The organism is Dactylosporangium sp. NPDC051087, assembly GCF_055586325.1.
The window spans coordinates 50757-69707 of the sequence record NZ_JBVJIJ010000025.1 but is presented as its reverse complement, the minus strand read 5'-3'; the positions used below and the strand labels follow the sequence as shown (position 1 = coordinate 69707).

At 74.6% G+C, this 18951-nt stretch carries 20 protein-coding genes; 4 read left to right on the top strand and 16 right to left on the bottom strand.

Features of this window, described 5'->3' with window-relative positions; translation table 11 throughout:
* The first annotated feature begins 39 nt into the window (after positions 1-39).
* Positions 40-660, top strand: coding sequence for a thioesterase family protein (locus tag ACZ6TV_RS39495; RefSeq protein WP_465303813.1), 621 nt, complete (start codon positions 40-42; stop codon positions 658-660).
* Here ACZ6TV_RS39495 and ACZ6TV_RS39490 read toward each other — a convergent pair.
* On the bottom strand, positions 650-1480 hold the full coding sequence (locus tag ACZ6TV_RS39490) for an alpha/beta hydrolase fold domain-containing protein (protein WP_465303811.1): 831 nt from the start codon (positions 1478-1480) through the stop codon (positions 650-652). The genes ACZ6TV_RS39495 and ACZ6TV_RS39490 overlap by 11 nt on opposite strands.
* Before the next feature lie 96 nt (positions 1481-1576).
* Here ACZ6TV_RS39490 and ACZ6TV_RS39485 point away from each other — a divergent pair, with 96 nt between their 5' ends.
* Positions 1577-2470: an RNA polymerase subunit sigma-70 gene (locus ACZ6TV_RS39485; protein WP_465303809.1), complete on the top strand. Its 894-nt coding sequence runs from the start codon at positions 1577-1579 to the stop codon at positions 2468-2470.
* Between the two features lie 9 nt (positions 2471-2479).
* Here ACZ6TV_RS39485 and ACZ6TV_RS39480 read toward each other — a convergent pair whose 3' ends face one another.
* The 14 genes from ACZ6TV_RS39480 to ACZ6TV_RS39415 form a co-directional block, all read right to left on the bottom strand.
* Positions 2480-3784: a lanthionine synthetase LanC family protein gene (locus ACZ6TV_RS39480; protein WP_465303807.1), complete on the bottom strand. Its 1305-nt coding sequence runs from the start codon at positions 3782-3784 to the stop codon at positions 2480-2482.
* A 9-nt stretch (positions 3785-3793) separates the two neighbouring features.
* On the bottom strand, positions 3794-5335 hold the full coding sequence (locus ACZ6TV_RS39475; RefSeq protein WP_465303805.1) for a class I adenylate-forming enzyme family protein: 1542 nt from the start codon (positions 5333-5335) through the stop codon (positions 3794-3796).
* Positions 5328-6053: an SDR family NAD(P)-dependent oxidoreductase gene (locus ACZ6TV_RS39470; protein WP_465303803.1), complete on the bottom strand. Its 726-nt coding sequence runs from the start codon at positions 6051-6053 to the stop codon at positions 5328-5330. The genes ACZ6TV_RS39475 and ACZ6TV_RS39470 overlap by 8 nt, the downstream gene beginning before the upstream one ends.
* A complete protein-coding gene (locus ACZ6TV_RS39465) occupies positions 6053-6895 on the bottom strand; it encodes an enoyl-CoA hydratase (protein ID WP_465303801.1) in 843 nt (280 codons plus the stop codon). Before ACZ6TV_RS39465 ends, ACZ6TV_RS39470 begins: the two co-directional genes overlap by 1 nt.
* Positions 6895-7794, bottom strand: a complete 900-nt coding sequence (locus ACZ6TV_RS39460; RefSeq protein ID WP_465303799.1) for an acyl-CoA dehydrogenase family protein — start codon at positions 7792-7794, stop codon at positions 6895-6897. The genes ACZ6TV_RS39465 and ACZ6TV_RS39460 overlap by 1 nt, the downstream gene beginning before the upstream one ends.
* Positions 7795-7804: 10 nt before the next feature.
* Positions 7805-8938 (bottom strand): acyl-CoA dehydrogenase family protein, encoded by a 1134-nt coding sequence (locus tag ACZ6TV_RS39455; protein WP_465303797.1) that lies wholly within the window; start codon positions 8936-8938, stop codon positions 7805-7807.
* A gap of 73 nt (positions 8939-9011) precedes the next feature.
* The gene (locus tag ACZ6TV_RS39450) at positions 9012-9746 is read right to left on the bottom strand and encodes an enoyl-CoA hydratase family protein (RefSeq protein WP_465303795.1); all 735 of its coding nucleotides are present in this window, start codon (positions 9744-9746) and stop codon (positions 9012-9014) included.
* Positions 9743-10123, bottom strand: coding sequence for a MaoC/PaaZ C-terminal domain-containing protein (locus ACZ6TV_RS39445; protein WP_465303793.1), 381 nt, complete (start codon positions 10121-10123; stop codon positions 9743-9745). The genes ACZ6TV_RS39450 and ACZ6TV_RS39445 overlap by 4 nt, the downstream gene beginning before the upstream one ends.
* 168 nt (positions 10124-10291) lie before the next feature.
* Complete coding sequence (locus ACZ6TV_RS39440; RefSeq protein ID WP_465303791.1) at positions 10292-10717, bottom strand: FAS1-like dehydratase domain-containing protein; 426 nt, start codon at positions 10715-10717, stop codon at positions 10292-10294.
* A gap of 9 nt (positions 10718-10726) precedes the next feature.
* Positions 10727-11482 carry an SDR family oxidoreductase gene (locus tag ACZ6TV_RS39435; RefSeq protein WP_465303789.1) on the bottom strand — a complete coding sequence of 252 codons (756 nt, stop codon included), beginning with the start codon at positions 11480-11482 and terminating at the stop codon, positions 10727-10729.
* Positions 11483-11484: 2 nt separating this feature from the next.
* Entirely contained in the window at positions 11485-12132 is a 648-nt protein-coding gene (locus tag ACZ6TV_RS39430; protein WP_465303787.1) for an acyltransferase, read from the bottom strand.
* The gene (locus tag ACZ6TV_RS39425) at positions 12132-13181 is read right to left on the bottom strand and encodes an NAD(P)H-dependent flavin oxidoreductase (RefSeq protein WP_465303785.1); all 1050 of its coding nucleotides are present in this window, start codon (positions 13179-13181) and stop codon (positions 12132-12134) included. The genes ACZ6TV_RS39430 and ACZ6TV_RS39425 overlap by 1 nt, the downstream gene beginning before the upstream one ends.
* 85 nt (positions 13182-13266) lie before the next feature.
* Positions 13267-14022: a CoA-transferase subunit beta gene (locus ACZ6TV_RS39420; protein WP_465303783.1), complete on the bottom strand. Its 756-nt coding sequence runs from the start codon at positions 14020-14022 to the stop codon at positions 13267-13269.
* Complete coding sequence (locus ACZ6TV_RS39415; protein WP_465303781.1) at positions 14019-14834, bottom strand: CoA transferase subunit A; 816 nt, start codon at positions 14832-14834, stop codon at positions 14019-14021. The genes ACZ6TV_RS39420 and ACZ6TV_RS39415 overlap by 4 nt, the downstream gene beginning before the upstream one ends.
* 162 nt (positions 14835-14996) lie before the next feature.
* Between ACZ6TV_RS39415 and ACZ6TV_RS39410 the strand changes: the two genes are divergently transcribed.
* Entirely contained in the window at positions 14997-15590 is a 594-nt protein-coding gene (locus tag ACZ6TV_RS39410) for a TetR/AcrR family transcriptional regulator (protein WP_465303779.1), read from the top strand.
* A gap of 29 nt (positions 15591-15619) precedes the next feature.
* Here the strand turns inward: ACZ6TV_RS39410 and ACZ6TV_RS39405 are convergent, their stop codons facing one another.
* Positions 15620-18448 carry an AfsR/SARP family transcriptional regulator gene (locus tag ACZ6TV_RS39405; RefSeq protein WP_465303777.1) on the bottom strand — a complete coding sequence of 943 codons (2829 nt, stop codon included), beginning with the start codon at positions 18446-18448 and terminating at the stop codon, positions 15620-15622.
* 99 nt (positions 18449-18547) lie between these two features.
* Between ACZ6TV_RS39405 and ACZ6TV_RS39400 the strand changes: the two genes are divergently transcribed.
* Positions 18548-18901 carry a hypothetical protein gene (locus tag ACZ6TV_RS39400; RefSeq protein ID WP_465303775.1) on the top strand — a complete coding sequence of 118 codons (354 nt, stop codon included), beginning with the start codon at positions 18548-18550 and terminating at the stop codon, positions 18899-18901.
* The last annotated feature ends 50 nt before the right edge of the window (positions 18902-18951 follow it).

Below are 18951 nucleotides of genomic sequence, written 5' to 3'. Positions count from 1 at the left end.
TTCCCGGCCCTTCGAGCATGTCAAGGTAGGGAGCGTCGCGTGCCGGATCTCTGGACCGCCCCCGCCGGCACCCCCGCGGACCTCACCGTCCTGCCGCTGCTGCCGGTCCCGCAGGGTGCTCACGTCGAGCAGCTCATCTGGTACGGCGACGGCGCCGGCACCGCCGACGCGCCGCTGCGGCTGACCACGGTGGACGGCACCGGCGGGCGGGTCAGCACCCTGCGCCTGCTGCGCGGCGACCGGCTCGTCGCCGACCTCCGCGTCCGCACCGGCCCGCCCCGCGACGAGGCCCCGCACCGCCTGCTGCGCACCGACCTGGCCCCCGGCGCGTCGTGCGCCCGCACGTTCACGGTGACCGCGGACCAGACGACCGACCACGTCCCCGACACCGAGCCGGTGCTGAGCACGCCGGCGCTCATCGCCTGCCTCGAGGACACCGCCGCCGACACGCTCCGGCCGCACTTCGGCCCGGCGACCGCGTCCCTCGGCACGTGGATCGGCATCCGGCACACCGGTCCCGCCCACACCGGCCAGCAGTTCGTCGTCACCGCGACGCTCGCCGACGTCCGCGGCCGCCGGTACCTCTTCGACGTCCACGCCACCGTCGGCGGCCGCCCGATCGGCGACGGCCAGGTCGCCCAGACCCTGATCAGCCGCTGACCCGGGCCCGCACCCACCCGCCGAGGGACGCGACCGCCTCGCCGGCCACCGCGGTGCGGCCCGCCGCCATCTGGAACGTGTGCAGCTGACCCGGGTACACCTCGAGCCGCGACTCGACACCCGCCCCGCGTGCCGCGGCGTGCAGGCCGCGGGCGTCGTCGACGAGGGTCTCGTCGCCGCCGGCCTGGATCACCATCGGCGGCAGCCCGGTCAGGTCGGCCCGCAGCAGGTCACCACCGGGGCCCGCCGCGCCGAGGAAGCAGGCGGCGAGGCCGTCCACGAGCGCCCTGCTGAAGAACGGGTCGGCCGCGGCGTTGGTCGCATAGCTCGCGCCGCTCTGCGTCAGGTCCACCCACGGCGAGATGAGCGCCAGCCCGGACGGCAGCGGCAGCCCCTGGTCGCGCGCCCGCAGCGCCAGGGCCAGCGCCAGCCAGGCGCCGCACGAGTCGCCGGCGACCACGGTCCTGCGCGGGTCGACGCCCTGCCCGAGCAGCCAGGTGTACGAGGAAGCCACGGCGTCCAGCTGCGCGGGGTGCACCTGGTCGGGCGCGTACGGGTAGCTGACGATCAGCGCCCTGGCACCGGCCGCTGCCGCCAGGTGGCCCACGAGTTTGCGGTGTGTCCAGACGCTGCCGCTGACGAACCCGCCGCCGTGGATGTAGAACAGGACGGTGTCCTCCGGCTCCACCCACAGCGCCCCCAGGCCCCCGGCGTCGACCTCGCGGTGCGTGACCCCGGCCGGTTCGGCGGTCAACGCCTCCCACGGCTCGGCGGTGCCCGCCGCGGCCAGCGTCCAGTGCCGCCGGATCGGATCGCTCATGATGCCCTCCACTGCGTCGTTTCCAGTGCAGACCCCGGCCGCGCGGAGAAGGAATCGCCGGGCGACCGATTCCTTTCCCGGCCCCCGGCGGTCTGCATGACCGTGACACCTGACCTGACCGCACAGTTCGAGGCCGAGCGGCGCGGCCTGCTCGCGCACAGTTACCGCATGCTGGGCTCGTGGGACGAGGCCGAGGACGCCGTCCAGGAGGCCTACCTGCGCGCGTTCCGCGCCTGGCCGGCGTTCGAGGAGCGCTCGTCGGTGCGCGTGTGGCTGTTCCGCATCGTGACCAACGTCTGCCTGACCACGGCCGGCGGCCGGACCCGCCGGGCGCTGCCGTCGGGGCTCGCCACCGACGCGTGGATCCAGCCGATCCCGACCGCGCCGCCGGGCTCCGACCCGGAAGGCGCGGTCGTGGGCCGCGAAGGGGTGCGGCTGGCGTTCGTCGCCGGCCTGCAGCACCTGCCGTCCCGCCAGCGCGCCGTGCTGCTGCTCCGCGAGGTCCTCGCCTTCCCGGCGGCCGAGGTCGCCCAGATGCTGGACCTCAGCGTGGCCGCGGTGAAGAGCGCCCTGCAGCGCGCCAGGGCCCGCATCGCCGAGGTGGCACCGACGCCGGACCAGGTCACCGAGCCGACCGACCGCCGCACCCGGGAGCTGCTCGACCTGTACATGGCCGCCTGGACCGACGCCGACCCGGCCGCCTTCCAGCGCGTCCTGCGCCGCGACGCGATCCTCGAACTCGTCCCGTCCGGCGACGTGGCCAGGGGAAACGCCGCCTGCGCGGCACTGGCCGGCCCGGCCATGGACGCCCCGGGCGCCTGGCGCATGCGGCCGGCCGGCGCCAACGCCCAGCCCGCCGCCCTCGCCTGGTGGCACGGCGAGCCCTTCGGCGTGGCGGTCCTGACCGTGGCACCGGACGGCATCGCCGCCGTCACCGTCTTCGCCGACCCGGACCTGGTCACCCGGTTCGCCCGGTCCGCCCCAGCGTGACCGGCGGTCTCAGGACCGGTGCTGGGTGACCACCGACGGCGGGACGGTCCACCACTGGTCGGGGCGGTCGACGACGGGGGCGGTGAGACCGTCCTCCTCGACCCGGGCGAGGCGGAGCAGGAAGGCGGCGATGCCGGCGGAGCCCTGCATCCAGGTGGGGCTCGGCGGCAGCAGCGGCGGGTCCTGCCGGTGCTCCACGAACCGCCAGCGGGCGCCGCTCCCGTCCCGGATCGCCCGCTCCACGAGGGCGTCCGCCATCGTCCGGGCGCCCGCCAGGTGCGCGTCGGCGTCCTGGGGCGAGGACTGGGCGGCGTCGAGGAGGATGTCGCCGGCGCCGGCAGTGCCGCAGCAGCGGCCGTCGTTGTCCCAGAAGCCGGGGCGCAGGCGGGCCGGGGCGCCGCAGGTGAGGACCGAGTGCAGGCAGCGGCGGCGCAGCTCGCCGACCGGGTGCCCACCCACCGAGGCCACGCCGGCGAGGGCGAGGGCGGGGAAGACCTGGGAGGTGCCCGCCGGTCCGTGGCACCAGTTGTACGTGACCGGCTCCACCTCCCGCTCCGACGGCGGGATCGTGTGCGGGACGACGAAGCCGCCGCCGTCGAGGTCCGCGATGGCCACGAGGTGCTCGCCGCCGCGCCGGGCCGCGTCGACGAAGTCGTCCCGCCCCAGCGCGCGCCCGGCGACGGCGAGCGCGGCGGCGACCCCCGCGGTGCCGTGCGAGAAGTTCGGTGAGCTCGACCGGTGCCCCGGCCACATCCGCCAGTTGAGCCCGGCCTCGGTCGGCTCGGCGGCCTCGAGCAGCGCCTCGCCGCCGGTCGTCATGATGTCGCCGGCGTGCGGCCCGCCGGCCCACGCGGCGGCGTGCACGATCCCGGCCGTGCCCATGACGACGTCGGTGAGCGGCGCGGTGCTGTCCGGCCTGACCGTGAACGTCGTCTCCCACCCGCCGGGCGTACGCAGCGCCGCCAGACGCTCCAGGGCAAGCGTTTCCCGGCCCGGCGCGAGCAGCCGCAGCGCCAGGACGTCGCCGCCGAGCCCGTCGTACAGCGAAGGCTCGACCCGCGCCGCCGCACCCGCCGAGAGCCGCGCGACGACCGCGTCCGCGAGCGCCGTCTCGGCACCGGTCAGCGGCCGGTGCAGGCGGAGCTCGGCGAGGACCGGCGCGAGCCCGCCGATGCCCGCGTACACGGAGTCGCGGTCCTTCGCCGGCGCCGGCTCGTCGTCGCCGACCTCGGAGGGCAGCCACGGCCCCTCCTCGTCGTGGTGCACGTTGGCGAGCGTCCACGCCCAGGCGGCTTCCCCGAGGTCCCGGTACATGCCACCACGTTAGCCAAGCGGGAAGCGGCGGGCGGCGTCGGTGCGCAGGGACGCCTTGTCGACCTTGCCGCCGGTGCCGAGTGGCAGGGACGGCAGCGGGACCAGGTATTCGGGCCAGTTCTGCTTCGACACGCCGGCGGCGTCCAGGTGCAGGCGGAGCGCGTCGAGGGTGAGGTCGGCGCGGGTGACGACGTAGGCGCAGACGCGTTCGCCGAGGACCGGGTCGGGCACGGCGACGACGGCGGCCTGCGCGACCGACGGGTGCCCGCCGACGGCCTCCTCCACGACGAGGGCGCTGACGTTGTGGCCGCCGCGGATGATGAAGTCCGCGATCCTGCCGGTGATGGAGAGGTACCCGGCATCGTCCACGGTGGCCACGTCGCCGGTGAGGAGCCAGCCGTCGGGGCGGAACAGTGCGGCGTTCGCGGTGTCGTCGTCGAGGTAGCCGGGGGTGCATCCGGGGCCGTTCGCGGCGACCTGCCCCGGTCCCCCGGCGAGGTCGGCGCCGTCGGCGAGCAGCCGCAGGTTCGCGCCGGGCACCGGCCGGCCGGCCGTGGTGAGCCGGGCGGTCCGCGGGTCGTCGACCGTGGTCACCGAGAGCGGGCCGGCCTCGTTGGAGCCGTAGAACTGCAGCACCGCGCAGCCGGTGCGTTCCTCGAACTCGCGGGCGCGGGCGACCGGGACGCGTTCCCCGCCGGTGAACATGACCCGCAGCGACGACAGGTCCGTGGTCGCGAACGCCGGGGAGTTGAGCAGCATGATGAACTGGGCGGTGACCGCGCACAGGACGGTGACCCGGTGCTCCTCGATGCGCCGCAGCGTCTCGGCGGCGTCGAACTCGGCGGTGAGGACGGTCGGGTAGCCGTACATGGCGGGCACGATGTGCGCGCTCCACAGGCCGAAGCCGTAGGGTGCGGGCAGGACGCTGGCGAAGACCTCGTCGTCGCCGAAGCGGCCGGCGGCGTGGGCGAGCGGCCCGAAGTACTTGCGGTTGTTCATCGTCTGGCGTACGCATTTCGGCAGGCCCGTGGTGCCGGACGTGGAGTTCACGAAGAACAGGTCGTCCGCGCCGAGCCCCGGTCCGGTGTGCCCGGCGGTCGGCAGGGTGTCCAGGTCGAGCACGACGTGCCGGGCGGCGCCGCAGCGGGCCGCGATCTCGTGCCCCGGGCGGCCGCGGTGCGCCGGCCGGGTGGCGAGTCCCGCGGCGCCGGCCTTGGCGAGGATGTGGGTGATCTCGGCGTCGCCGGCGCGCGGGCCGATGCCGACCGTGACGAGGCCGGCCTTCTGCGCGGCGAGGTAGGCGATGTGGGTCAGCGCGCCGCCGGTCAGCAGCACCGCGAGGCGGTCCCCCGGCGCGAACCCGGCGTCCACATAGGACCGGGCCAGGCGGGACGACAGGGTGTCGTAGTCGCCCCAGGTGAAGGTGCCCTCCGGGGCGATGAACGCGGTCCGTGACGGGTCCTGCCGGGCGACGAGCGAGGCGACCGTGTCCGCGGTCCAGGCACCGGTGGCGTAGTGGCCGGCGATCACGTCGGGCGGGTACTCAGACACCGGCGCCTCCGTCGAGGCGGAGCACGGCGCCGGTGGCGAAGCGCGCCTCCGCCGAGCCGAGGTACGCGATGGCGGCGGCGACCTCGGCCGGGTCGGCGACGGGTGGGTCGAGCAGCGCCCGGGCGTGCCCGGCCAGCCGGGGGTCCTGGTCCGGCGCGGGCACCAGGGACCGTTTCAGCGGCGTGTCGACCGAGCCGGGGCAGACGCAGGCGACCCGCACGCCGTCGGGCGCGTACTCGACCGCCAGGGACCGGGTCAGCGCGACGACGCCGCCCTTCGCGGCGGAGTACGCGGCGCTGTACCGCCAGCCGCGCACCCCGGCCAGGGACGCGACGTTGACGATCGCGCCCTGGGTGGCGACCAGGTGTGGCAGCACGGCCCGGCAGGCGAGGAACGTGCCGGTGAGGTTGACGGCCAGGATCCGGTCCCACTCGGCGAGCGTGACGTCGGTGGTGTGCGCGGACGCGGCGACCCCGGCGACGTTGGCGAGCAGGTCGATCCGCCCGCCCCACCCGGCGGTGTCGGCGACGGCGGCCGCGACCTGTTCCTCGTCGCGCAGGTCGCAGACGATGCCGTGCACCCCGGGGACGGAGACGGGCGCGACGTCGAGGCCCGCGACGCGGGCGCCCTCCCGCACCAGCCGGGCCGCGGTGGCGGCACCGATGCCGGAGGCGGCGCCGGTGACGAGGGCGACGCGGCCTTCGTACCGTAGCGGCATCAGCGACTGCCGTCGCGCATGGAACGGGCGTCGTGCCCGGCGAGGGAGTCCTGGCCGACCTCGGCGTTGTGCGCGTGGGCGACGTGGTGCAGGCCGAACACGGAGTCCATCCCGGCGCGCAGCCCCATCAGGTCCTCGGCCTGGTTGACGGCCTTCTTCGTCAGGGCGAGGCCGAGGCGGGGCATCTGCGCGATGCGGTGCGCGATGTCCATCGTGGACGCCTCCAGGTCGGCGCGGGGCACGACCCGGTTCACCATGCCCAGCTGCAGCGCGCGGTCGGCGTGGACGCGTTCGCCGAGGAACAGGAACTCCTTGGCATGCCGGGGGCCCATGACCCACGGGTGCGCGAAGTACTCGACGCCGGGGATGCCCATCTTCACGACCGGGTCGGCGAAGAACGCGTCGTCGGCGGCGACGATGAGGTCGCAGCACCAGGCGAGCATGAGCCCACCGGCGATACAGGCGCCCTGCACCATGGCGATGGTCGGCTTCGGCAGCTCCCGCCAGCGCCGGCACATGCCGAGGTACACCTCGGACTCGCGGGCGAAGCGGCTCTCCGCGCCGGGCTTGTCGACGTGGTCCCACCAGAGTCCGGCGCGGCGCGGGAACGTGGTGTCGATGTCGCGGCCCGGCGTGCCGATGTCGTGCCCGGCGGAGAAGTGCTTCCCCTCGCCCGCGAGGACGATGACCTTCACCTCGTCGTCGTCGGCGGCGCGGTACAGGGCGTCGTCCAGGGCGTAGGTCATCGCCGAGTTCTGCGCGTTGCGGTACTGCGGCCGGTGCATCGTCACGACCGCGACCGGCCCGTCGGTGCGGTAGCGAACGACTTCCTCGTCGGTCATCAAAGCTCCTTCGGAAGGCCGATGGTGTGGGACAGCGCGTCCAGGCGGTCGCCGGGTCCGGCGAGGGCGGCGAGCGCCCAGGCGCGTTTGGCGTAGCGGTGCAGCTCGTATTCGACGGTGTAGCCGATGGCGCCGTGGCACTGGATCGCGGCGCGGCTCGCGGCGTGCGCGGCCTCGGCGGCGAGCACGACGGCGCCGTCGACGGCCGCGACCGGGTCGGCGCCGTGCACGAGCGCCCACGCGGCGGCCAGGACGGTGGGGCGGGCGAACTCCAGGCCGAGGTACGCGTCGGCGAGCTGGTGCTTCACGGCCTGGAAGCTGCCGACGGGCGCGCCGAACTGGTGGCGTTGCCCGACGTAGCCGACGGTGAGCTCCAGCATCCGCCGGCCGAGCCCGACGAGCTCGGCGGCGTGACCGAGCGCGGCCCGGGCGGCGGCCGCCTCGACCAGCGCCCTGTCGTCGGTGAGGAGCTCGCCGCCGACGGAGAAGACCGCGCCGAGCGACGTGTCCACCGTGGACGCCCCGGCGGCGGCGGCGCCGAGGCGCGCGGCACCGTCGCCGAGGTGCAGGATCAGGTCGGCGTCCGCGCCGAACGGGGTGATGCCGCCGGGCCCGGCGACCGCGACCCGCAGCCGCCCGGCGGCTGCCGCGGCCGCCCGCTCGTCGCCGATCGCGGCGAGCAGCGGCACGGCGACGAACGCCGTCGCGGTCACCGGGAGCGCGACCGCGGCGAAGCCGATCTCCTCCAGGACCGGCGCGAGGTCGGTCTCGTCCAGGCCCAGGTCGGTCATGGCGGCGAACACGCCCATCTCCGCGAGCGCCGGCCAGTCGGCGGCGGCCAGGGGCGCCCGGACCGCGTCGCGCAGCGCGGTCTGGTCGTCGGTCAACGCGAACCGCACGGTGGCTCCTTCACGCTCGGGGCAGGCCGAGGACGCGCTCGGCGACGATGTTGCGCTGGATCTCGTTGGTACCGGCGTAGATCGGCCCGGCGAGCGAGAACTGGAAGCCTCGGGTCCACGGCGAGTCGAGGACCGCCTCACCACCGAGCAGCTCCAGGGCGATCTCGTGCAGCTCGACGTCCAGCCGTGACCAGAAGAGCTTGTTGAGGCTGGACCGGGCGCCCGGTGCCCGGCCCTCGACGAGGTCGGTGACCTGGTTGAGGGTGAACAGCTGGTAGGCGCGGGCGGCCAGCCAGGCGCGGGTGATCCGCTCCCGCAGCGCCGGCCGCAGCCGGCCGCCCTGCGCGGCGGCGAGCGCGACGAGGCGTTGTGCGGTGTGCAGGAAGCGGCCCGGGGAGCGCAGCGTGAGGCCGCGCTCGGAGCCGGTGGTGGACATGGCGACCTGCCAGCCCTTGCCGACCTCGCCGAGGACGGCGCCGTGCGGGACGAACACGTCGTCGAAGAACACCTCGGCGAAGCCTTCGTCGCCGTCGAGCCGCCCGAAGCCGCGCACGGTGACCCCGTCGGTGTCCAGCGGCACGAGCAGGTAGGTGAGGCCGCGGTGCCGGGTGGCGGCCGGGTCGGTGCGGAACAGGCCGAAGATGTGGGTGCTGAACGCGCCGCGGGTCGTCCAGGTCTTCTGCCCGTTGATCCGCCAGCCGCCGTCGACGGCCTCGGCGCGGCTGCTGATCGCGGCGAGGTCGCTGCCGGCGCCGGGCTCGGACCAGCCCTGGCACCACAGGTCCTGCGCGGCCGCCATCCGGGGCAGCAGCGTGTCCTGCTGCTCGGCGGTGCCGAACTCGAACAGGGTCGGGGCGAGCAGGAAGATGCCGTTCTGGGTCACGCGCTGCGGCGCGCCGGCGGCGTAGTACTCCTCCTCGAAGATGAGCCACTGCCACAGGGAGGCGTCGCGGCCGCCGTACCGGCGGGGCCAGGAGACGACCGCCCAGCCGGCGTCGAACAGGGCCCGCTCCCAGTGCAGGTGCGCGGCGAAGCCCTCGCGGGTGTCGCCGGACGGCAGCTGGCCGGGCACGTTGGCCCGCAGCCACTCGCGGGCCTCGGCCCGGAACGCCGCTTCCTCCTCGGTGTCCTCCAGCGAGATCATTCCGTCGCCTCCGGCGCCGGCCCGATCCGGCCCCGCGCCCGTGAGGACCGGCTCTCCGCTTCGCTCCGGCCGCTCATTGCCCGAACTCGTCCCTGACCTCGTCGGCCACGCCGGTGAGGTTGAGCTCGAAGGTGAAGCCCTGCTCGTAGCGGTAGCTGCGCTTCGGGTCCCACGGGTCGATGCCGTTGAGCGACTCCTTCGCGGCCCGGATCACCTGCGGGTTCTTGCCGGCGATGTCGTGCGCGACGGCGAACGCGGCCGCGCGCAGCTCGTCGCGCGGCACCACGGACAGCACCGAGCCGAAGGCGTGCAGCTCGGCGGCGGTCGCGGTGGCCGACGTGTACATCATGGCCCGCATCTTGTGCTGCGGCACCAGCCGGGACAGGTGGGTGGCGGCGCCGAGCGCGCCGCGGTCGACCTCCGGCAGCCCGAACGTGGCGTCGTCGGAGGCGACGATGACGTCGGCGTTGCCGACCAGGCCGATGCCACCGCCGAGGCAGAAGCCGTGCACGGCGGCGATGACGGGGACGGGGCAGTCGTAGACGGCGCTGAACGCGGCCGCGCAGCCGCGGTTGACGCCGACGAGCGCGCCGTGGCCGGTGGCCGCCTGCAGCTCCTTGATGTCGACGCCGGCGTTGAACCCGCGGCCCTCGGCGCGCAGCACGACCGCGCGGACGGCGGGGTCCTGCCCGGCTGCGTCCAGGGCGGCGGCGAGCGCGAACCAGCCGGCGACCGGCAGCGCGTTGACGGGCGGGTTGGCCATGACGATCTCGGCCACCCCGAGCTCGTCCACTGTGGACTCGATCACTGTGCCTCCGAGGCGGGATCCGAAGCGAAGGTCGCCCAGCCGTACACCGCGACGGTGCCGGCCTGGGTGGTGCACGTCATCTCGACGTCGAAGCTGTCGTCGCGGGTCGCCACGACGGTGCCGTCGCAGGTGACGGTGTCGCCGGGAAACACCTGGGCGGCGAACCGGACGCGGAACGAGCGGATCGCGGAAGCGCCGAACCGGTCGGTGGCCCAGGTGGCGAGGAACCCGGCCTGCAGCATGCCGAGCGCGAGGGGCGCCGGCATCCCGGCGGCGAGCGCGAACGGCTCGTCGTGGTGGATCGGGTTGAAGTCCCCGGAAGCGCCCTGGTAGCGCACGAGATCGGTCCGCGTCAGCGGCCCGTACGTGAACGTCACGCCGCCACCTCCGCTGCGCTCCGGCGCCGGCCTGACCCAGGGCTGTCACACGATGAGCGGCCCGAGACGCTCCGCTGGCCGCTCACGCCGCCACCTCCGCTGCGCTCCGGCGTCGACCTGAGCCGAAACTGTCACACGATGAGCGGCCCGAGACGCTCCGCTGGCCGCTCATGCCGTCTCCACCCCGGTCAGCTTGACGGTGGCGACGTGTCGGCCGGTCTCGTCGTGGAACTCGGTGACCATCACCGCGAACGTGAGGGTGCCGCTGCGGCCTTCCTTGCGGGTGATCGACTCGATCCGGGAGACCCCGGTGAGTCGGTCCCCGGCGCGCGGTGGCGGGCCGTGGAACACGAACTCCTGCTCGGCGTGCAGGCCTTTGCGCTGGTCCATCGCGACGGCCTGCCACGGGTCGGCGGCGCCGGTCTGCCAGAAGAACGCGGTGGTGAGGAACGTCGGCGGGGCGACCGGGTCGTCCGCCGCGAAGTACGAAGGGTTGGTGGAGCCGGTCGCCCGGGCGAACTCGCGGATCTTGCCGCGCTCCACGTCGAGGGTGAAGGGCTCGCCGGTGCGCCCGGCGGCGCTGTCGTCGACCATGCCGGGCTCCTAGGGGTGCTGACTGCTGACGGAGACGACCTCGCCGGTCATGTACGAGCTGTACTCGCTGGCCAGGAAGACGATCACGTTGGCGATCTCCCACGGCTCGGCGGGCCGGCCGAACGCCTCGCGGGTGGACAGCTCGGCGAGCAGCTCGTCGGTGGTGACCTTGGCCAGGTGCGGGTGCATCGCGAGGCTGGGCGCGACGGCGTTGACGCGCACGCCGGAGCGGGCGGCCTCCACCGCGGAGCAGCGGGTGAGCGCCATGACGCCGGCCTTCGCGGCGGCGTAGTGCGCCTGACCCTCCTGGGCCCGCCAGCCGATGACGGAGGCGTTGTTGACGATCACGCCGGTCCCGCGGGGGATCATGTGCCGCAGCGCCGCCCTGGTGCAGCGGAAGGTGCCGGTGAGCGTGACGTCCAGGACGGTGCTCCACTGCTCGTCGGTCATGTCGACGACGGCCGCGGTGCCGCCGAGCCCGGCGTTGTTGACCAGCACGTCGAGGCCGCCGCCGAGGTGCTCGACCGCGGTGGCGAAGAGGTGCTCGACCTGCGCCTGGTCGGTGACGTCGCACGGGATGCCGAGGACGCCCAGGCGTTGCGCGGTCTCGGCGAGGCGGCGCTCGTGCCGGTCGGAGATGACGACGCGGGCACCTTCCTCGACGCAGCGTTCGGCGGTGGCGGATCCGATGCCGGTGCCCGCGGCGGCGGTCACCAGCACCGTGCGCCCGGCGAGCAGCCCGTGGCCCTTCGTCCTGTTCGGCATGCTCATGACTCTACCAAGCGCTTGCTTGGTACGCCAGAGTCTGCCGAGCGCCGGGCCCGGTCGATCGGGACGGCGGTCGCCTCGGACGTCGACAGCCGCGGCCGGTCCGGCTCCTCCTGCGGCAACGGCGACACCAGGCGCAGCGAGTCCCGGCTGCGGACCGCCAGGGCCTGGTAGACCCCCGTGCCGTGCGCCTTCCACGACAGCTCCGTGTCCGTGAGGTCCCGCACGATCTTCGCCGGTACACCTGCCGCGAGCGTCCTCGGCGGGACCTCGAACTCGGCGCGGACGAGGGAATGGGCGCCGACGAACGCGAACTCCCCCACGACCGCGTCGTCGAGGACGACGGCGTTGATGCCGATGAGGGCACCCTCGCCGACCCGGCAGCCGTGCAGGACCGCGCCGTGCCCGACGTGCCCGTCGACGCCGAGCGTCAGCGTCGTGCCGGGGAAGGTGTGCAGCACGCACGAGTCCTGCACGTTGGACCCGGGCGACAGGACGATCCGGCCGAAGTCGCCGCGCAGGCTCGCGTTCGGGCCGACGTAGCAGCCGGCACCGACGTGGACGTCGCCGATGAGGACGGCGGTGGGGTGGACGTAGGCGGTCGGGTGGACGACCGGGATGACGCCCTCGATGGAGTACGCGGGCATCAGGCCAGCCGCTTCAGGGTGTCCGCGGCCTCGGCCATGATGCGCTCGACCAGCTCCGCGCAGCTGGGCAGGTCGTCGATGAGCCCGGCGACCTGACCGGTGGCCATGACGCCGGCGTCGTCGCGGCCGTCGACCATGGCGGCGCGGATCAGCATCGGGGTGTTGGCGGCCAGGACGAGCTGGCCGAGGCGCAGGTCATGGCTGCCGCGCATGGCCCGGCCCTCGCGCAGCATGCTCAGCCACGACCGGCCGGTCGCCTTGCGCAGCGCGCGGGCGCTGCGGACCGCGCGGGGCAGCTTCCGCAGCGCGCCGGCGTCGCCGAGACCGTCGACGAAGGGCGTGCGCAGGACCCGCTGCGGGACGCCGTCCAGCGCGGACGTGACGACGGTGTCGGTGACGGTCGCGTCGAGGTAGCGCTGCTTCACCGCGGCGCCGACGGGGCTGTCGGAGGTGAGCAGGAAGCGGGTGCCCATCGCGATCCCGGCGGCGCCGTAGGCGAGCGCGGCGACCAGGCCGCGGCCGTCGAAGAAGCCGCCGGCGGCGATGACCGGGATGTCGACCGCGTCGACGACCTGGGGCAGCAGCAGCGTCGTCGGCACCGGGCCGGTGTGGCCGCCGCCCTCGCCGCCCTGCACGACGACGGCGTCCGCGCCCCAGGCGGCGACCTTCTCGGCGTGGCGGCGCGCGCCGACGGACGGCACGACCACCACCCCGGCGGCCTTGAGCCGTTCGATGAGCTCGGGTTTCGGCGCCAGCGCGAACGAGGCGACCCGCACACCTTCCCGGATGAGCAGGTCGGCGCGCTTCGCGGCGTCGGGGGCGTCGGCGCGCAGGTTGACGCCGAACGGGGCGTCCGTGAGCCGCCGGACCTCGGCGATCCCGGTCTCGAGGTCCTCGTAGGAGAGCGTGGCGCTGGCGAGGATGCCCAGCCCGCCCGCGTTGGAGGTGGCGGCGGTCAGCTTCGCGTCGGAGACCCACCCCATGCCGGTCTGCACGATGGGGTACCGGACGCCGAACAGCTCACAGATCGGCGTCCGGAGCGCGGTCATGCCGCCGCCTCCGCTACGCCCCGTCGTCGGCCCGACCCACATCCGCAATCCCAGTGAGCAGCCACTCCACTGCGTTCCGGGCCGCTCACCCCTCCACCTCGCGGGACCGCACGGAGCGAGGGTCGATGACGTCGCGGATGAGGGCGAGCTCGTCCTCGGTCGGCAGCCGCGTCGCCGGTACGTCGGCGGGCACGGTCAGGTCGAAGCCGGTGGCGGCGACGACCTCGTCGACGGTGACGCCGGGGTGCACGGAGACCAGGCGCATCCGGTGGTCTTCGGTGTCGAAGTCGAACACGCCGAGGTTGCTGACCACCCGGCGGATCTCGTGGAAGCGCCCGGCGCTGGGGTTCGCGGCGGCCCGGTCGTAGCCGATGCCGCTGACCATGTCGACGGCGGCGACGAACGAGCGCTTCCCGTGCCGCGGCACCCAGTAGCTGGTGGGGTGGTTGACGGTGTTGCCGGGCGCGCCGCGGACGCCGAGCAGCGCCCGGGTCGGGCGGGCGAAGTCGCCGATGGCGGAGATGTTGGCGTTGCCGTAGCGGTCGATCTGGCTCGGGCCCATCATGACGTGCCGGCGGCCGGTGTACAGCAGGTCGAACACCGCCCGGAACGGGATCCAGCCCTCGATGACGGGTGGGGTGCCGCCGATCGCCCAGGTGCCCTGGGTCAGGCACGCCTCGCCGTCGGACAGCAGCAGGTCGGGGGCGAACGTGGCGCGCGCCAGGCGGGCGCCGATGCTCGGCACGATTCCTATCGGGCTGGCGAGGATCTCCCCGTCGCCGCGCCACACCTCGGCGCAGGCGACGACGCACACCTCGGCTCTGGTCACCGTGTCGCTCATGTCAGGACCCCCAGGTACCGGTCGTAGAAGGCGGCCCACGCCTGCGGGTCGGCGGCGGCGGCGACGTATTCGCGCTGGAACGCCTCGTCCCTGCCGTAGTCGGGGTCGCAGGACGTGAAGTGCGCGCCGCGGGGCGCCTCGACGACGCCGTGCACCATCCACCGCTGCAGCAGCAGCGACTGGACCGGCGCCTCCCGGGTCAGCTCGGCGGTGTCGACGATCTGCTCGCACGACACGTAGGCCTTGTCGGCGGCGCTGCAGAACAGGTCGTCGAAGTACGGGTCCATCCCGAGGTACTGGGCGTTGCCGTGCACGTCGGCCCGGTTGAGGTGGACCAGCGCCGCGTCCAGGCGCACGGCCGGGATCGCGACGAGCTCCTCGTCGTCGTAGGGCGACGCGACGGTCCGCAGCCCCGGGTTCACCTTCAGCACGTCGGAGCCGAGGCCGGCCCGGCTGGGCATGAAGGGCAGCCGGCACGCCGCGGCGTAGAGCGCCCAGCGCAGCATGCCCTCGTCGTATTCGGTCACCTCCACCGCGCCGGACTGGCGGGCGGCCCGGAAGTGCGGCTCCAGCGGGATCGAGTCCAGGGAGACGAACCCGTACACCAGGCGACGGATCTTCTTCGCGGCCAGCAGCAGCCCCACATCGGGGCCGCCGTAGCTCACGACGGTCAGGTCGGTGAGGTCGGAGCGCAGGATCGCGCGCACCAGGGACATCGGTTTGCGTCTGGAGCCCCAGCCGCCGATCCCGATCGTCATGCCGGAGCGCAGCTGCGCCACGACCTCGTCTTCGGTCATCTGCTTGTTCGCCATCGCCGCCTTCTTCACCGCGCAGCCTGGACCTTGCCCGGTGAACGTACCAAGCGCTTGCTTGATTACGCTACACTCGCTGACGAGCCGTATCTCACGGCACACGTACACTCCTGATGCGCGCCGGATCGACGGGGCTGCATCACGACAGCGGTGAGGAAGCAGATGGCCCGAGAGCCTGGGGATCGACGCGAGCGGATTCTCGCCAGCGCCGCGGCGCTGTTCGCGCGCAAGGGAGTGTCGGCCACGACCGTGCGGGAGATCGCCGACGAGGCGGGCATCCTGTCCGGCAGCCTGTATCACCACTTCGAGTCCAAGGAAGCCATGGTCGACGAGATCGTGACCTCCTACCTGGAAGACCTGCGGACGCGGTACAAGCGCGTGCTGGACGGCGAGAGCCATCCCCGGACCCGGCTGCACGACCTCATCGTGGCGTCGCTCGAGGTCGTCGAGGCGCACCCGCACGCCACCGAGATCTACCAGAACGACGTCAACTACCTGACCCAGATCGAGCGGTTCGGATACCTGCGCACCGCCGGCAAGGAGGTCCAGCAGACCTGGCTGTCGGTCATCGAGGCGGGCATCGCCGAGGGCGTCATCCGCGACGACCTCGACCCGAAGATCCTCTACCGGCTGATGCGTGACGCCGTCTGGCTGTCGGTCCGCTGGTTCAAGCCGACCGCGGCGTATCCGATCACCCGCCTGGCGGAGGACTGCACGTCACTGTTCCTGGACGGCCTGGCCAGGCCCGCCGCCTGACAGCGGCGCGGCCCACCCGCCGCGCCGGCTCAGCGGGCCGCCCCGCCCTCCGCCTGCCGCCGCCTGACGGCGTCCGCCTCCCGGGTGCGGCCCTGCGACTCGTACAGGGCCAGGGCCGCCCGCCACGCGGCGGCGGCGTCCTTGGGACGGTCCAGCGCCTCGTACACCTCGCCGAGGTGGGTGAGCGTGTCGCCCTCCTCGTAGGTGTCGCCGAGCAGCCGGCGCAGCTCCAGGGCGCCCCCGTAGTGGCGCAGCGCCTCCTCGGGCCGCCCCCGGTGGCGGGCGATGTAGCCGAGGCTGTCGCGGGTGTACGACTCGGTCTCCAGGAAGCCGTGCGCGCGGCAGATGGCCAGGGCGCGGCGGCAGTACCCGTCGGCGGCGTCGTGCTGACCGACCCGGGCGTGATACCAGCCGACGGCGTTGAGCGCCTCCGCCTCACGCGCCGGGTTGGCGAGGGTGGCCCGGATCCGCAGGTTCGCCTCCGCGTGGGCCAGGGCCTGCCGGTCGTCGCCGGCGTGCTCCCAGGCGAGGGCCAGGTTGAGCTGCGTCTGCGCCTGGCCGTCGGGGTCGGCGGCCGTCTCGTACCCGGCGACGGCCAGATGCAGGTGGTGCAGTGCCCTGTCGTGCCGGCCGAGCGGCACGTACGCGCGGCCCAGCAGCCGGTGGTTGAGCGCGGCGGCACCCGGCTGCGCCACGGTCGAGGGCAGCGCGGTCTCCAGCATGGCGACCCGCTCCGCGAGCAGCGCCCGCCGCCACTGGTACGTGTCGAGGGCCCACGCGAGCCGCCACACCTCGGCGTGCAGGCCGTCCTCCGCCGCCGCCCGCTGGATGGCCAGCAGGCAGTCGTGCTCGGCCGCGAACCAGGCCAGTGCGTCCTTCGCCGGCGCCGCCGCGCTCGGCGCGATCGGGGTGCGTTGCGGCGCCAGGACCCGGTCGGCGCCGATGGCGGCGTCGGCGTAGTGCGTGGCGAGGCGGGCGCGGGCGAGCCGGGCGGTGCCGTCGGGCTGGTCGGCGGCGCAGCACTCGGCGGCGTACAGGTGCACCAGGTCGTGCATGTGGAACCGGCCGGGCGCGTGCTCCTGCAGCAGGTACGCGGCGGTCAGCCGGCGCAGCGCGGCGCGTGCCCGGGCGGCGGGCTGCCCGATCAGCTCGGCCGCGGCACCCAGCCCGATGTCCGGCCCCGGCGCGGCGCCCAGCAGCCCGAACGCGGTCGCGAGGGGCGGCTCCAGGGCCCGGTACGACGCGGCGAACACCGCTCGCAGGTCGGCGTTGAGGTCGCCGGCGTCGAGCGCGTCCAGCCGGGCGGAGCGGTCGTCGAGCTCCTCCGCCAGGGCGGCGAGGGGCAGCCCGGACTGGATCCTGGCCCGCGCCGCGACGATGCTGGTGGCCAGCGGCAGCCCCGCACAGTGCGCGACGAGCGCGGCGGCGGCCTCCGGCTCCTGCGCGGCCCGGCCCGGCCCGAGGTGGTGCACGAGCAGCTCCCGGCCCTCCGCGCTCGGCAACGCCTCCAGTGTCAGTGGCCGGGCACCCGCCGCCGTGACGAGGCCCGCGAGCTGCCGCCGGCCGGTGACCAGGACCGTGCAGGCCGGGCTGCCCGGCAGCAGCGGCTCGACCTGTGCGGAGGTGCCGGCGTTGTCGAGCAGCACGAGCATCCGGCGGCCGGCCACGACGCTGCGGTACAGCGCCGACCGGCTCGCCAGGTCCGCCGGGATCTCCGACGGCGCGACGCCGAGCGCCTCCAGGAAGCCGCGCAGCGCGACGGACGCCGGCACCGGGTCGTGGGCGGGGTCGAAGCCGCGCAGGTCCACGTACAGCTGCCCGTCGGGGAACCGGGCGATGTTGCGGTGCGCCCAGTGCAGCATCAGGGCGGTCTTGCCGATGCCTCCGGTGCCGCCGATCGTCACGACCGCCATCGCGGCGCCGGCGGCGATGCGGTCGACCTCGGCCAGCTCCCGCTGCCGCCCGACGAACACGGCCGGCGGGGCCGGCAGCTGCCGGGGCACCTGCGAAGGCCCGGCGGCGGCGGGATCGTCGGTCCCGCCACCGATCCCGCCGTCCGGCCCGTCGCCGCCCAGGGTCGGACCGCCGGTCTCGGCACCGGCCAGGATCGGGGCGGCGGTGTCGACGCCGGCCAGGGTCGGGTCGCCGGCCAGGATGCGCCGGTGCAGGTGTTGCAGCGGCGCGCCGGGCTCGCCGCCCACGTCCTCCCGCAGCCGTTCCCAGGTCAGCCGGTAGCGCGCCAGCGCGTCGGCGGAGCGGCCGTCGCGGTGCAGCGCGAGCATGAGCTGACCGGTGACCCGCTCGTCGAGCGGATGCGCCTCGGCGCGGGCGAACAGCTCGCCCAGCAGCGTGCCGTGGCGGCCCAGCCGGAGCAGGACGTCGCCGTGGTCCAGCGCGGCGGCGTGCCGGTCCCGGTCGGCGGCCTGGCGCTGCAGGTTGAAGTACGGGGTGTCGAGGTCGCCGAACGCCGTGCCCCGCCACAGCTCCAGCGCCTCGCCGAACAGGCTCGCGGCGGGCTCGTCGCCGGGCGCGGCGCGGGCACGGGCGCACAGCAGCCGGAACCGGTGCAGGTCCACGGTCCCGGGCTCGGCCGCGAGCAGGTAGCCACCCGCGCGCCGGCGCAGTGCCACCCCGGCGCCGAGGACCCGGCGCAGGCGCGACAGGTAGCTGTACAGCGTGGGCCGCGCCCGCCGGGGCCTGGCCGGCCCCCACACCCGCTCGACGAGGTCCTCGGTCGGCACGACCCGGCCGGCGTCGACCACCAGCGCCGCCAGCACCCCGCGCTGGCGCGCGGGTCCGACGTCGAGGGGCCCCGCACCGTCGATCGCCTCGACGCCGCCGAGCAACCGGAACTCCACCGCCACCCCGTCCGCCCGATTCAAGGTTGTCACAACGTTCCCGCATGCATCCTCGCGCATCGTGGGCGCATCGTCGGAACCGGATTCACGGGAGGCACCATGAGGTGGGCATCGGCAAGGGCAGCGACGGTCGTCACCGCGCTGCTCATCGCGTTCGGCGGGCTGGCCGTCCAGGCACCGGCCGCCTCGGCGGCGGCGGCCGCGGCGGGGTGCCCAAGCGTCAGCGCGGGCGGCTACGGCCCGACCGCGGCACGGGTGCTCAAGTCACCGAGCGCGGCGGTGCACAACGGCCCGGCCGCCAAGTGCCCCGTCTACGACTACGCCCCCTACGGCACCGTGGTCTACAAGTGGTGCAGCTGGTACAACGCGTCGACCGGCAACTGGTGGACGTACACCAACTGGGGCTGGATCTACGAGGGATACCTGGACGGTTACCTCGCGACCCCTTGCTGAGCCCGCCGGGAGCTGACCCGGCCCGGTAACGGGGGCGGAGCGGGCGGAGC

What these genes read in the sequence shown, in the direction of transcription:
- ACZ6TV_RS39490 (WP_465303811.1), bottom strand. Translation starts at nt 1,480, where the DNA reads ATGAGCGATCCGATCCGGCGGCACTGGACGCTGGCCGCGGCGGGCACC.
- ACZ6TV_RS39485 (WP_465303809.1), top strand. Translation starts at nt 1,577, where the DNA reads ATGACCGTGACACCTGACCTGACCGCACAGTTCGAGGCCGAGCGGCGC.
- ACZ6TV_RS39480 (WP_465303807.1), bottom strand. Translation starts at nt 3,784, where the DNA reads ATGTACCGGGACCTCGGGGAAGCCGCCTGGGCGTGGACGCTCGCCAAC.
- ACZ6TV_RS39470 (WP_465303803.1), bottom strand. Translation starts at nt 6,053, where the DNA reads ATGCCGCTACGGTACGAAGGCCGCGTCGCCCTCGTCACCGGCGCCGCC.
- ACZ6TV_RS39465 (WP_465303801.1), bottom strand. Translation starts at nt 6,895, where the DNA reads ATGACCGACGAGGAAGTCGTTCGCTACCGCACCGACGGGCCGGTCGCG.
- ACZ6TV_RS39455 (WP_465303797.1), bottom strand. Translation starts at nt 8,938, where the DNA reads ATGATCTCGCTGGAGGACACCGAGGAGGAAGCGGCGTTCCGGGCCGAG.
- ACZ6TV_RS39440 (WP_465303791.1), bottom strand. Translation starts at nt 10,717, where the DNA reads ATGGTCGACGACAGCGCCGCCGGGCGCACCGGCGAGCCCTTCACCCTC.
- ACZ6TV_RS39435 (WP_465303789.1), bottom strand. Translation starts at nt 11,482, where the DNA reads ATGCCGAACAGGACGAAGGGCCACGGGCTGCTCGCCGGGCGCACGGTG.
- ACZ6TV_RS39430 (WP_465303787.1), bottom strand. Translation starts at nt 12,132, where the DNA reads ATGCCCGCGTACTCCATCGAGGGCGTCATCCCGGTCGTCCACCCGACC.
- ACZ6TV_RS39425 (WP_465303785.1), bottom strand. Translation starts at nt 13,181, where the DNA reads ATGACCGCGCTCCGGACGCCGATCTGTGAGCTGTTCGGCGTCCGGTAC.
- ACZ6TV_RS39420 (WP_465303783.1), bottom strand. Translation starts at nt 14,022, where the DNA reads ATGAGCGACACGGTGACCAGAGCCGAGGTGTGCGTCGTCGCCTGCGCC.
- ACZ6TV_RS39415 (WP_465303781.1), bottom strand. Translation starts at nt 14,834, where the DNA reads ATGGCGAACAAGCAGATGACCGAAGACGAGGTCGTGGCGCAGCTGCGC.
- ACZ6TV_RS39410 (WP_465303779.1), top strand. Translation starts at nt 14,997, where the DNA reads ATGGCCCGAGAGCCTGGGGATCGACGCGAGCGGATTCTCGCCAGCGCC.
- ACZ6TV_RS39400 (WP_465303775.1), top strand. Translation starts at nt 18,548, where the DNA reads ATGAGGTGGGCATCGGCAAGGGCAGCGACGGTCGTCACCGCGCTGCTC.